Raw genomic sequence first — 13,073 nt, 5'->3', positions numbered from 1 at the left:
TTCGACAAAGGATTTGACGAACGCGGCAGCGGCTGAAGATTTCGTCTTCGCTCGTCCAGCCTGTTTAATCGGGTCATCGCCGATATTTCCCTTTCCCTCGCAGGACGTTTCCGAGAAAACCCCAACCGCTTGCGCCTCCCAAATCAGCTAGCTAGTCTCCACCCGTCACTGCCAATTCAGTGACCGGTTTTAGCAGCCTGTAAATGACTAGTCGCGACGCTTCATTTTTTTGCAGCGTTTTTAACTGACTAGAGGTACTTCATGATGAACACAGGAAACGCGGATCAACCGTTCAGAGACAGTGACCAAACACTAAAGTACGCCGCGTATAAGCGCGCCCTGGATCACTATCTCTCCCCTGCTCCCTCACCCGACACGGTAGAACCGATGCTGTTCACCGTTGACCCTGAAACCAGTTTTGAAAGTGCTTGGGTGCATGCCAGCAGCTTGTTGTGCTGTGCGTCTGCCACGGCACAAGAGGCTGGCGAGCGATTGGACGGGACGTCGCAAACACTGGTGATTTCGGTGCTGCATCTGGTGGATATGGCGAGGGCTTTGGTGGATCGAGCGGTGGAGTGTGTAGAACCGGGTTGAGGTAAGGTAGACCGAGGCGCCTGTATCGCAGGCAAGCCAGCTCCCACAGAAAAGCAGAGCATTGAGTGGTGGCAGCTAAACTCGGTCAAAATTGTGGGAGCAGCAGTGCGACGATTCGACTTGCTCGCGAATGCGGTGGGTCAGTCAGCTTATTTGTAACTGAACCACCGCATTCGCGAGCAAGCCCGCTCCCACAGTTGGATTCCAGTACATCAGACAGATGTGTGTGTTGCTGTGCTTCTGCTTCTACCACTCAGGTGGTTGAGACGAGTATTACTCAGAGGATGGCGGCGCTTGATGAAATGTTTGAAAGCATTGCGACGGGTTTTTACAGGTGGCGGCGTTCAAGGAGTAACGCCGTACACACACTGAGGAAATATCATGACCCGTCGCCTTTATAGGCTGGTTGCCGCCCTGTTGATCGTCAGCCTCAGCGGCTGCGTAATCCTGCCGGAACACCGGCATTGCTGCTGGCGCTACTACGGCGCAATCACTGCCCCAACCAGCACCGTCAATAGCTAGCCGAATGCCGCAAAGCCACGACGCCCGGCCTTGAGCTCGGTGCGCAGTTCGCCAATCAGGTTGGCGATGGAACGCACGCTGTCCAGGCCTTGGGGCGAGACCCGGGTCAGCAACAGGTCGACACGCCCGGACGCCGGCTCGAACACGCTGATGCGCAACGAGCCGTCGCTGTTGAGGCTGCAATCACACGACAGCGGCAGGAAGCCTGCGGCCATGATGCGGTTGAGTTCGGTGATCGGAATCATGACAAAACCCCGTCTCTGGGTTCGACCCTGTAGGTGTGATGCATCCAGCATAGATAAGCTTTTGCCGGCCACTGAACAATTAATTCAAAAGTGATACATGTGCCGCATTTTGCCGTGTAAACGCTGGCGTGCTGGCGCCAAAAACCCAGCACGCGACCTCTCGTCTGCTGCGATGCCGAAGGCTTGACTCTCGGCGTCGTTCAAAACACGATCTTGGCTCTTTGCCATCATTCCGAGCCGCCGCCATGAGCCTGACTCCACCGAGCCCGCCCGACAGTGCCGTGTACAAAACGCTGCTGGAGTCAACCAAGGCCATCCCCTGGCGCATCGATTGGCAGACCATGACCTTCAGCTATATCGGCCCGCAGATCGAAGCGCTGCTGGGCTGGGCCCCGCAAAGCTGGGTGAGCGTGGACGACTGGGTCGAACGCATGCACCCGGACGACCGGGAATACGTGGTGAATTTCTGCGTGTCGCAATCGCGCGCCGGTGAGGATCACGAGGCCGACTACCGCGCGCTGACGGTAAATGGCGACTATGTGTGGATCCGTGACGTGGTGCATGTGGTGCGCAAGGGCGATGAAGTAGAAGCGTTGATCGGCTTCATGTTCGATATCAGCGAGCGCAAAAAGACCGAAGAGCACCTGATCCGCCTGCAGAAACAACTGGAGGAATATTCTTTCCAGGACGGCCTCACCGGCATCGCCAACCGGCGCATGTTCGACACCGTGCTGGAGCGCGAATGGGCCAGCGCCCAGCGCAGCCAGTTGCCGCTGTCGTTGATCATCCTCGATATCGATTTTTTCAAGCAGTACAACGATCACTACGGCCATATCAAGGGCGACGAAGCCTTGCGCCAGGTGGCGCGCACCTTGTCGCTGGCGGCCAACCGGCCACGGGATTTCATTGCGCGTATCGGCGGCGAGGAGTTTGTGTGGTTGCTGCCGGAGACGGATGCGGCGTCGGCGCGGCAGGTGGCACGGCGTTGCTTGCATCTGATTTGCCAGCAGCAGATCGAGCATGGCTTTTCGGCGGTTTCCAAGCTGCTGACCCTGAGCCTGGGGGTCGGTACGCATATCGTTACGCCCAACAGTAATATGCTGGCGTTTATCGAGTCAGTCGATAAGTTGCTGTACCAGGCCAAACGTAATGGGCGTATGCGGGCAGAGTTTGCCGACAGTGAAGTTTGACGCCGAGGTCAAATTTCGGGCAAAAAAAATCCCAAGTAGCTGATGGAAACTTGGGATTTAAAAATGCATAAACCGTGGGAGGTGAACGCCCGGCTATAGTATCGATTGAGAAAAGCCGGAACAAGATTATTTTAATCCTTTCGTCGGATTAAAATCGTCGTAAGTCATTCAATAACCACACATTTTTTAAGGTAGACGGGATTATAAGTGCCACTTTTTGGTGCAAGTACCGCTTATATTTCCTTGTATTAAAAGTGGTTATTACCTAATGCGATGTAACGCTGTTGGAGGACTGCCCATTGAATTGACGGCACGTCTCGCGAAGTTCAGCGCTGTTTGACGCCGCCGCGCCGGCCACACGTTCCACTTGCCTGCAAAGGGCCAAACGCTCGACCACCTCTGCCCGTTCCCGATCGACTTGGGCATTAAGCCGCACGAAATAGCCGCCCAGTAACACCGCGACGCACACAACCCCAATCGCAAAGTAGCGAAAGCTGTAGGACGAAGGGGCTGGTGATGGGTTCATGGCATTAAGGCACCCTGCTCTTCTCATAACGAACGTCATCACCCTCGACGCGGTCAACCTTCGACCAGCCCAGCCGTTGGTAAAAACCGTTAGCGCGGATTTCGTCGCGCCCGTCCGTGACCAGGTACAGCGTGTCGTGGCGTTCAAACAAGGCTGCTTCCGCCACCGCCATCAAGCGGCGGCCCAGGCCACGGCCTTCGAAGCCGGGCTGTACGAACATCGCAAACACCTCGCCTGCGGCCAGGTCGACCATGGAAAAGGCGGCGGGCCGACCTTCCACTTCGGCGATCCACACGCACGGTGCTTCGCGGATGCTATCCGCCACCACCTGTGGGGTAATCCCCAAGTCGTTCATTTGTTCGCGGCTCAGGTGGTTTTGCACCACCGAGGTGCGGATAGCGAAGAGCGTGTCGATATCGTCCAGTGTCGCCACACGTATCAGCGTTTGCATACAGGCCTCCTGTTGAAGGATGCAATTGTATGCACATAGAAACATAAGGTTTGTGGTGGATTTGTAAAACGCGCGGCCTACAAGGGCTGCGCCTTTTGCTGACGGCGAAACTGCCCCGGCGCGAAGCCATGGGCCTTGCGGAAACAACGAGAAAAGTACGCTTCATCGGTAAACCCGCAGCGCTGGGCGATAACTCCGATCATCTGCGCACTGTTGAGCAACAAAGTGCGCGCCAATTGCATGCGGCGATCAAGTACCCAGTGGGAGAACGGTTTGCCGGTCTCCTTGCGCAACAGGTGGGTGAGGTAGTTGGGCGATAGGAAAGCAGCGGCGGCGGCATCCGTCAGGTTGAGGGTCGGCTCGTGCAGATGCTCGCGGATATAGCCCTGCACGCGCGCCAAGGCATCCTTGCGCCCGCGTCGAGTGGCGTTGTTGGCGGCAAATGCTTGCAAGGGCTCGGCGTACTGCTCGCAGACCAGGCCGATCAGTTGGAACACGTAGCCTTTTAACCGCTCGCGCGCGCCGAAGGTGCGATGGGCGTCCAAGGCACGCATATGCGTGAGCCAGGTGTTCACTTCGTCGAAGGCGGCGTCGTCGAGGATGAAATCCAGCTGCTCCTGAAAGCGAAACGGTGACAGCTCCGGCGCCTGGCCGATGGGGATGTCTTCCAGGTCCAGCGGGTCGCAGGTCAGTTGCGGCAGGAAAAACGCCTGGCTGAAGTTGATCAGCATGAACTCGCCGTCTTCAGGATGGGGAATCACGTGCAGGCGATGGGGCAGGATAAACGCCAGGGCCTTGTGCGGAAACGGCCGCACCGCGCCGCCGATATGCTGCACGGTGTCGCCGCCCAGGTTGATCTGGATCTGGAAGTATTCATGCCGATGCGGGCTGGTCAGCGCCGCCCGCCCGCGCTTGTCGCGGATATAGAAGTCGGGGCGGTCGCTGCGCTGCTCCATGCCATAGGTGGTGACGCGGGTGCCTGGCATAACGGTCTCTCGGGTGGCCTGGGCACCACTTTAGCCTCAACCTTGGCCGAGGGTGAAGCTCAGCTCGCCGATGCCGTCGATACCGGCCGTGACCACATCCCCCGGTTGCAATGCACCGACGCCTGCGGGTGTGCCCGTGAAGATCAGGTCGCCGGCCTTGAGCGCCACGGATTTGGAGGCGTGGCTGATGACTTCGCTGACGGACCAGATCTGATCAGCCAGGTCGCCGACTTGGCGTTGTTCACCATTGACCTTCAGCCAGATTTTGCCGCTGGCCGGGTGCCCTACCACACTCACCGGCTGCAAGGCCGTGCTGGGCGCCGACTCATCAAAGGCTTTGGCCCATTCCCACGGGCGCGAAAGCTTTTTCGCCTGGGCTTGCAGGTCGCGGCGAGTCAGATCGATGCCGACACCGTAGCCCAAGATGTGGGAAAAGGCGTCTTCAGGACTGATATCCACCCCGCCCTTGCCAATGGCCACCACCAGTTCCACCTCATGGTGCAGGTCGGCGGTCAGCGGCGGATACGCGATCACGCCTTCGGCAGGCACTACCGCATCGGCCGGTTTCATAAAGAAGAACGGCGGCTCGCGATCCGGGTCATGCCCCATCTCGCGGGCATGTTCGCTGTAGTTACGGCCCACGCAAAACACCCGGCGCAGCGGGAAACGCGCCGCGCTGCCTTGGATCGCCAGGGATGGAAGCTGCTCGGGGGTGAATACGTAATCAGTCATGGCCTGTGCCTCGTGGTTTACCTGGCGCCAGTATGGCGAGCGGCGCCAGGGCAAAGTTGGACAGGCTTACGCAGATTTTGCACTGGCCGGTGCAGGTAATAGGTTATTTACGCGCCACCTTATAACGCAGGCAATCCTGATAAAAACTCTGACGAATCGCCTCGGGCTTGAGCCGTGAACGGCTGTCATAGGTCTGCTCGGTGATGCCCATGGCCATCATGCGCATCCAGGATTTGCTGAATTTGATGGTCTGGATCTTCTGCCGCGCGGCATACAGCGACACGCCCGACAGCTTGAGTTCCTGGGCCCTGGCGGCGGTGCCCGCGCCCCAACTGCACATGTACTTGTCACCCTCGCGCAGCTCCCGTGCCTGCACGGCAGCTGCACCACCTGCCATGGAGCAGGCGATCAGCATGATACCAACAGTGCGCATTTGCATTCCCACCTAACCACCTGAAAATAAAAGCGATTCTGGCGGGGATTTTGTTACAAAGGGGCCATTAAATTGCCTTATCGGCTGAGCCGAACGAGCTTGCTCGCGCGGGGCTGCGAAGCGGCCCCAACACCTGACACCTCAGTCTGCCGGGTGTATACGAGTGTCCTGATGAGGGGCTGCTTCGCGCCCCAGCGCGAGCAAGCTCGCTCGCCACAAAAAGCTTGCTCATCCAGTTACCACTGATAAGTCGCACTCGCCTGCACGGTGCTGTTGGACTTGCTGGTGCGATTATCCAGGTAGCCGTAGGCCGCGGTGATGTCCAGGTTATCGTTGAGGCTGGCCTTACCTTCCAGTTCAAAGCCACGAGATTGCGGGTTGAACGACTCTGCGTAGCTGGCATACGGCACCAAACCGTTATCGAACAGATAGACCACGCCGACGCGGCCGGTAAACGCCTTGCTATCCAGGGACGACTTGCTCTTGGCACCGGAGCGGCCATGGGCGCAAATCGGGCACGGATGAGCGTGTTTTTTTATTTGCCGCGTTTTTGCGCAATCAGTTGGATCGCTTTTTTGTGTAAGTCTCCTGGCTAGTTCTTCGCGGTTTTTACCCGCTTAAAGTCGTCCCTTTCTGATTTTCCCAGCCGTTCATCCAGGCGCTTTTTCCTGCGGCATGCTCCGACGCCTTGCCATTTTGCCGAGACGTCACGGATGACCAACGCTGCCCACATCGCCTTTATCGAACATGAACTCAACGGCTTCCATCTGAGCCTGGCGGAGTATCGCCAGCAGATGGGGGCCTGGTACGCGCGGGCGCTGGACTCGGTCAGCCACGCAACGGATTTGCCGTCACTGCTGGGCATGGATCGCGTGTTGCGGGTGGGGGCCTCACAGACCACGGTCAGCATGACCGACCCGGATGTTCTGGGCACCGTCGTCATGTGCCCGCTGGGCGGCGAGCTGAAGATCGAGAGCCTATTCGAGTCAGTGTACGACGTGCCGATCGGTGACATCCCGGTTGAGGTGATTCGGCTGGAGGACGGCAGTTCCACCGTTGTCATGCTCGATGAGCACGGCAAAGGCTCGCATACCTGCGTGGCCGGCGGGCGGTATCAAGTGCGGGTGCAAGGCGGCGCGTCGACTCAACAGGTGGACGCGTTGTTTGCGTCCTACGCCGGGCTGACGGCGGACCTCGAGCAATGGCTGCGCGAGCAATGGAACGACTTCAAACCCTATTGGCAGCAATCGACCGCCAGCGCGATTGGCAGCGGCGTGCTGGCCGGCAGCTGGGCGGCGATCCGCGACGTGTGGGACAGCATCAAGCTGGTGCAGGCGATTCTTGAAGACCCGCTGAAGTACGTCGAACAACTCGGCAACGAGGCGGCCAAGTTGGCGCAGTTGGCCACCGATGCACCCAAAGTCATGGAAAAGGCCATGTTGCTCGCCAGCGATGAGGCCGCGCTGTACCTGATGGTGCGCACGGCGATGCTGTGGCTGGACGCACTGCCGCCTGGCGAGATCGCCGAGGTGGCGGCGGGGTTTGTGGTGTCGCTGCTGATCGACCTGGTGATTGGCGCAGTGTTGATGATCGCACTGCCAGCGGCGGGTGTGGCGTATCTGAGCTTGCGGCTGGTCAAGTATGGCGCGCGGATTCTTGAGGCGGCCGTTGGCTTTGTCAGGAGCCTGCTGGCGATTCTGACCCAGTTCATGCAGGCGGTGGATCGCTATAAGGCCGTGGCGGTTCGCGGCGTGGTCGGTGGGCTGAAGCAAGGCACGATGCAGATGCGCTGGCGGGCGCGGCAGAACGCGGTGTTGAAGCACAAAGAGCATGTGGATGATGTGCCTGTTGCGGGGAAGAATCCGCAGGGAGATGCGGCGGCGCCTGCGGATAAGACGGCCACTAATGGCTGCCCGGTGTCGATGGTCACCGGCGAGGAGTTGCTGACTCTTACCGATGGCGCGCTGGATGGGATATTGCCGTTTGAGTGGACCCGGTTGTACCGCACCAGTGCGGTGGAAGTGGATTGTGGGTTGGGGTTTGGTTGGAGTCACTCGCTGGCGCAGCGGTTGGTGGTTGCGGGGGATTCGGTGGTTTGGACGGATCATGAGAACCGGTCTACTGCCCTGCCCTTGCCCACGGTGGCTCGACCGGCGATCACCAATAGCTTGGCCGAAGCGGCGATTTACTTGGGGTCGCTGCCTGATGAGTTGGTGCTGGCTCAGGCGTCACGGTTTTATCACTTTCGCGACGGTGTGCTGACGGCGATCAGCGATGCGTATGACAACCGGCTGCGGATTTCTCGTGATCGCTTGGGGCGGGTTGAGCGGCTGGATAACGGTGCGGGTCGGTCGCTATTTCTACGCTACGAACTCGGTCGCATTGTTGCCGTTGACTATCAGGTTCATCGTGCCAAAGGGCGTGAACCGTATGTTTGGGTGACAGAGCAGAACGTCGTTTCCTACAGCTATGACGAGGCTGGACGACTGGTTTCAGCGACCAATGCTGTAGGCGAACGTGAGGTTTATCGGTACGACGATCAGCACGTCATTCTTGAGCGGCAGCTGGCCGGTGGGGCGAGTTTCTTTTGGGAGTGGGAACGGGCTGGTAAGGCGGCGCGGTGTGTTCGGCATTGGGCCAGCTTTTCACAGATGGACACGCGGTATGCGTGGGAGGACGGCGGCAAGGTTACGGTTCACAACGCGGATGGTAGCCAGGAAGTTTATGTCCATGACCAGCGGGCGCGGCTGGTGCAGCGCATTGATCCGGATGGCGCTGAACATTTCAAATCCTACGATACCAAAGGCCGGCTGACGGTCGAGCAGGACCCGCTCGGGGCGGTGACGGCGTATCAGTACGACGAAGCCGGACGTTTGGTGGCGCTGTTTCCGGGGGAGGATGAGCCGACTTCCTACGAGCATGACAACGGGTTCGTACGGGTCGTACGGCGTGGTGAGGCGGTTTGGAAATATGAGCGTAATGATCAGGGCGACGTCACGCGTAAGACTGATCCTGATGGCCACGTTACGGACTATACGTACAACAAACACGGGCAACTGATTGGGGTTTGGTACCCAGATAACGGTTGTCACCGGCTGGTTTGGAATGAGCGTGGGCAGCTCGTTGAAGAACAACTGCCGAATGGCGGTATCAAGCGGTATCGCTATGACGATCTTGGACGACAGGTTGCGCGTGAGGATGAGCATGGCGCGCTGACCCAGTACCAGTGGGACGGTGTGGGTCGGTTGGTTCGCGCCGTACTTCCAGACGGCGCCACGCGGGAATACAGCTACAACCCCTACGGAAAAATCACCGCCGAACGCGATGAACTCGGCCACGTCACCCGCTACGAATACGCCGACGGCCTGCACCTGATAAGCCGCCGTATCAATGCCGACGGCACCCAGGTCAAATACCGCTACGACAACGCCCGGTTGCTGCTGACCGAGATCGAAAACGAAGTCGGCGAAACCTACGAACTTGATTACCACCCCAACGGGCTGATCCAGCAGGAAATCGGTTTTGACGGGCAGCGCACCGCCTACGTTTACGATCTCAACGGCAACCTGCTGGAAAAGACCGAACACGGCGACGACGGCAGTCAGCTTCTTACCCGTTACGAGCGAGACCCTTCCGGCCGCCTCGTACGAAAAACCCTGCCCGACGGCTGTGTTGTTGACTATGCCTACGACCGCCAGGGCAACCTCCTCAGCGTCGACGACGGCCACTGGGCGCTAGCCTACGAATACGACGCCCAAAGCCGCCTCACCGCCGAACACCAAGGCTGGGGCACCTTGCGCTACGGCTACGACGCCTGCGGCCAGCTGAAAAACCTGCGCCTGCCGGACAACAATCGTCTCACCTTCAACCACGACAAAGGCGGCCACCTCGCCACCGTCGAGTTAAATGGTGCGCTGCTAACCTCCCATCTATTCAAAACCGGCCGCGAGCATCAACGCCAACAAGGCCAGCTCCTCAGCCACTACCACTACGACGAGCAAAACCGCCTGCACGCCCACGCGGTGACTCAAGAAAACCATGACCTCTATAGCCGCCACTACGACTACGACAAAACCGGCAACCTGACCCGCCTGCTAGACGCTCGCAAAGGTGAACACCACTACCACTACGACCCCCTCGCCCGCCTGACTCGGGCCGACCACTCGCAAGACGTGCAGGAACGATTTGGCCATGACCCGGCGGGCAACTTGCTGATGCAGGATCGACCCGGCCCGGACATCGTGGCGGGGAATCGGTTGATGATTCAGGGCGATCATCATTATGACTATGACGCCTTCGGCAACCTCATTCGCCAAAGACGCGGCAAGGGACACCAACTCGTCACCGAATACCGCTACGACTGCCAACACCGGCTGATCGGCATTACCCAACCGAACGGGCAAACGGCCAGCTACCGCTATGACCCGTTTGGGCGGCGGATCAGCAAAACCGTCGACGGCATAACCACGGAGTTTTTCTGGCAAGGCGACAAGCTGATTGCGGAACATCACGCAGATCGCCATCGCAGTTACCTCTACGAACCGGACAGCTTTCGTCCGCTGGCATTGCTGGAAGGGTTTGGCCCAAAAGACACCCAGCCCTTCCACTACCAACTCGACCACCTCGGCACCCCGCAGGAACTCACCGCCCCCAACGGCGAAATCGTCTGGTCAGCGCATTACCGCGCCTACGGCCAAATCAGCCGCCTCGACATAAACAAGATCGACAACGCGCTGCGCTTCCAAGGCCAATACTTCGACCCGGAAAGCGGGCTGCACTACAACCGCCATCGCTACTACAATCCAGATATTGGTCGTTACCTGACTCCCGACCCGGTGAAGCTGGCGGGTGGGATCAACGCGTACCAGTACGTGCCTAACCCTACGGGGTGGGTAGACCCGCTGGGACTGAATCGGTGTCCGGGTGGAAACGGATGTAAACCGACACATAACATTGAGGAGCCATCCTACGCAGCTCGTGTTAACGAGCACGAGCCCGAAGCCCCCATAGGGGCCGACAGTAAACTCTCCCGAAATGGGGCATTCAGAAGGGCGAAAGAAATTGGCGGCATCCCTAAACACCAACATCCGGCACGCGTTTATCGAGAGACACTTACCGATCAAAATCGCTATACACAAGGACGTGTCTATGAGTTTAGATTACGCGAACGAAAAATTGAAATTCGCGAACACTCCCTTGGGCACAAGAAAGGTAATCATGCGCCCCATTTCAATACTGAAACAACTATCAAACACCGTAAAGTCCCACTGGAAATCGGCGATGACTCTCACACATACTTTAAGGAGTGACTAATGAAAACCGTCTTCATCCGAGAAGTCGGCATTCACCCATGGGGTCAGCTATACGCGACCAACGAGCACGAGTTTTCGACAATTTCCCTACTAAACCAGGACTTTGAAAATGTTTGGAAAACATGGTGCGAACTTGCATCCGCACTGACCTCGGAATGGCCAACAATCACAATGTGGTACACCGTGGGATTCCCGTACGAAAGTAAAACCCAGGAATATCTGGCTTTAAAAAATTTCGCAAAAACATCAAGCCCCAAAGACATTTTTAGAAAAAACGAGGCAACCTCGATCTATTCTGGAATAGAGCACTTGAGTTCAAAACCTGATCAGATAGACCCGACCGCACTCACTAGTTATCGTTACACCGTGACACTTATGCAGAAAAAAAACAGCGAACCCAGCGACGCATGGAACAATCTTAGTAATCTAAGCCACTTATCGACATCAGATGATTTCAAGCTCATATTGGCAGACCGAACCGTACTAGCGTTCAGCTTCTATGACGCAGAAACACACGGAGTAGCCCAAATTTTCTTCCACTCAGAGCATTTGCCCTTCCTAAACGATGCAATTAGCAGGATGGAAATCAAAGAAATTCAGCAAGAAGACGTCTACAGTTACATACACAGCTGAGTTATAGAAAATGATCCCGCCTCTTTGGAGTCGGCTTTGCCATACCCGTTTTTCATGATCGCCTGCCCGGAAAATGGAAAGACGAAGATTATAACACATAGCAGAACTGGGCTGACCCACTCCAAAACTAGAGACTTATAAATAACAAACCTCCCTCGCAGAGAGATTTTTAGCGTAGTAACACAGAAGTAAAACGGATACTTTTTTCTCACTGCAAAATCAAAATCAGCCTATATTGAACTCAAAGGTAAGTTTTTATCTCTGTATGCCCTTCCTTTACAAGGAAGCCACCCATTTCAATGAGCCTCCAAGTAAATGAAGACAATTTGCGTGCCGCTCACGACAGAAGCAATGAAATTGCTAGACATAAACAACTGCCCCGACGCTCTACTTGAGAGTGCGAAGCTTACGCAAGAAGAATACCAACAATTTTTAGAGTCTGGCGCGTTAGAAAGCATAAATATTGAAGCTGGAAAGATAATCGATGAATATGAGGACGAAATCATAAGTACTCCTGCAGATCTAAGCAAAACCTTGAAAATACTGAAGACACATTTAAGACCTGAAAATTCAAAAACACTAAATAAATTGATTCACTTAAACGTATTGGCAATCAATAAAAACACAGGATTATTTTTCTTTTTTTAACCCTGGAAACTTAAAACCAACGCCATTTTCGCCCAGCAACAATACAAGCGCGTGACATTAAGACATCTTAAAAGATCGGCGACGACTCAAAATCACTTCAAGAGATAGAAATGAAAACGTTCTACATAGATGAGCCTGGAGTCAAACCATGGGAAGGTAAGGACCAGATAAAAGACCCCGCTTCCACTACGATGACCTTGATTGATCACGACTTCGTCAGCGTCTGGAATTCCTGGTGCCATATCACGGAAACACTCTCAAAAAATTGGCCCTTTAAGCGAGAATGGCGATCGATAGGCGGAGCGGAATTCAACTCGAGAGCTGAAGAATACCTATTGAAAAGAAGCTTATCCAGCGAACTTAAAAATGGAGATTTTTTCAAAAAAAATGAAGCCAGCAGCGTTTACTCTATTGTCAAAAATCGACCGCATGACCCGAGAAAAATAGACCATCAGGCCCTGGAGGGCTCGCATGACGTTTTTTTATTACTTCAACAATCCAGCACGGGAATATGTGACCTCTGGAGCAGTATGACAACTTTTGAAAAGGGCATCACTGCCGTAAAAATCCGCGATTATTTAGAAGCACATCCAGACGTGATTCTATGTCGGTTTTACGAAAGCGATACACATGCAGCGGCCCAGCTTTTATTCTCGACCGAACATAAAGACGAAGTCACTTCAGCGGCAAACAAAATAGCATCTGGAAAAATAAGCGCTGAAGACGTTTATTGCTTCATCAACTCTTAACTTTCGAGCTGTTCAAAAAAAAGGATAGAATTGAGCCAATTAGCTACATTTC

The 13,073-nt window shown here is 55.9% G+C and carries 13 protein-coding genes and 1 pseudogene; 7 read left to right on the top strand and 7 right to left on the bottom strand.

The window, feature by feature from the left end; translation table 11 throughout:
* Positions 1-261: 261 nt before the first annotated feature.
* Both KZH41_RS13475 and KZH41_RS13470 read left to right on the top strand, forming a co-directional pair.
* The gene (locus KZH41_RS13475) at positions 262-594 is read left to right on the top strand and encodes a DUF6124 family protein (protein WP_242155786.1); all 333 of its coding nucleotides are present in this window, start codon (positions 262-264) and stop codon (positions 592-594) included.
* 381 nt (positions 595-975) lie between these two features.
* Positions 976-1,116, top strand: a complete 141-nt coding sequence (locus tag KZH41_RS13470; RefSeq protein WP_263274976.1) for a hypothetical protein — start codon at positions 976-978, stop codon at positions 1,114-1,116.
* Here the strand turns inward: KZH41_RS13470 and KZH41_RS13465 are convergent.
* A complete protein-coding gene (locus tag KZH41_RS13465; RefSeq protein ID WP_094953548.1) occupies positions 1,113-1,361 on the bottom strand; it encodes a DUF1652 domain-containing protein in 249 nt (82 codons plus the stop codon). The two genes, KZH41_RS13470 and KZH41_RS13465, sit on opposite strands and share 4 nt — an antisense overlap.
* A gap of 245 nt (positions 1,362-1,606) precedes the next feature.
* Here KZH41_RS13465 and KZH41_RS13460 point away from each other — a divergent pair, with 245 nt between their 5' ends.
* On the top strand, positions 1,607-2,551 hold the full coding sequence (locus KZH41_RS13460; RefSeq protein WP_094953549.1) for a sensor domain-containing diguanylate cyclase: 945 nt from the start codon (positions 1,607-1,609) through the stop codon (positions 2,549-2,551).
* Positions 2,552-2,816: 265 nt separating this feature from the next.
* On the opposite strand, the gene KZH41_RS13455 is transcribed toward KZH41_RS13460, so the two are convergent.
* From KZH41_RS13455 to KZH41_RS13430, 6 genes and pseudogenes are all read right to left on the bottom strand, one after another.
* Positions 2,817-3,077 (bottom strand): hypothetical protein, encoded by a 261-nt coding sequence (locus KZH41_RS13455; RefSeq protein ID WP_242155781.1) that lies wholly within the window; start codon positions 3,075-3,077, stop codon positions 2,817-2,819.
* Between the two features lie 4 nt (positions 3,078-3,081).
* Complete coding sequence (locus KZH41_RS13450) at positions 3,082-3,528, bottom strand: GNAT family N-acetyltransferase (protein WP_263274975.1); 447 nt, start codon at positions 3,526-3,528, stop codon at positions 3,082-3,084.
* A 77-nt stretch (positions 3,529-3,605) separates the two neighbouring features.
* The gene (locus KZH41_RS13445; RefSeq protein ID WP_242155779.1) at positions 3,606-4,514 is read right to left on the bottom strand and encodes a helix-turn-helix transcriptional regulator; all 909 of its coding nucleotides are present in this window, start codon (positions 4,512-4,514) and stop codon (positions 3,606-3,608) included.
* Between the two features lie 36 nt (positions 4,515-4,550).
* The gene (locus tag KZH41_RS13440; RefSeq protein WP_242155778.1) at positions 4,551-5,246 is read right to left on the bottom strand and encodes a fumarylacetoacetate hydrolase family protein; all 696 of its coding nucleotides are present in this window, start codon (positions 5,244-5,246) and stop codon (positions 4,551-4,553) included.
* 103 nt (positions 5,247-5,349) lie between these two features.
* Positions 5,350-5,679 carry a hypothetical protein gene (locus KZH41_RS13435; RefSeq protein ID WP_242155777.1) on the bottom strand — a complete coding sequence of 110 codons (330 nt, stop codon included), beginning with the start codon at positions 5,677-5,679 and terminating at the stop codon, positions 5,350-5,352.
* 260 nt (positions 5,680-5,939) lie between these two features.
* Positions 5,940-6,173: pseudogene (locus KZH41_RS13430) on the bottom strand (TonB-dependent receptor domain-containing protein); the annotation flags it as partial.
* Between the two features lie 219 nt (positions 6,174-6,392).
* Between KZH41_RS13430 and KZH41_RS13425 the strand changes: the two are divergent.
* The 4 genes from KZH41_RS13425 (at position 6,393) to KZH41_RS13410 (ending at position 13,021) form a co-directional block, all read left to right on the top strand.
* The gene (locus tag KZH41_RS13425; RefSeq protein ID WP_263274974.1) at positions 6,393-10,988 is read left to right on the top strand and encodes an RHS repeat-associated core domain-containing protein; all 4,596 of its coding nucleotides are present in this window, start codon (positions 6,393-6,395) and stop codon (positions 10,986-10,988) included.
* A gap of 3 nt (positions 10,989-10,991) precedes the next feature.
* Positions 10,992-11,624: a hypothetical protein gene (locus KZH41_RS13420; protein ID WP_263274973.1), complete on the top strand. Its 633-nt coding sequence runs from the start codon at positions 10,992-10,994 to the stop codon at positions 11,622-11,624.
* 351 nt (positions 11,625-11,975) lie between these two features.
* On the top strand, positions 11,976-12,272 hold the full coding sequence (locus tag KZH41_RS13415; RefSeq protein WP_263274972.1) for a hypothetical protein: 297 nt from the start codon (positions 11,976-11,978) through the stop codon (positions 12,270-12,272).
* A gap of 110 nt (positions 12,273-12,382) precedes the next feature.
* Positions 12,383-13,021, top strand: a complete 639-nt coding sequence (locus tag KZH41_RS13410; RefSeq protein WP_263274971.1) for a hypothetical protein — start codon at positions 12,383-12,385, stop codon at positions 13,019-13,021.
* Positions 13,022-13,073 lie beyond the last annotated feature (52 nt).

This window comes from Pseudomonas sp. YeP6b (assembly GCF_025642995.1).
GTDB lineage: Bacteria > Pseudomonadota > Gammaproteobacteria > Pseudomonadales > Pseudomonadaceae > Aquipseudomonas.
The sequence above is the reverse complement of the archived record's forward strand: the minus strand, read 5'-3'. Positions and strand labels throughout refer to the sequence as shown.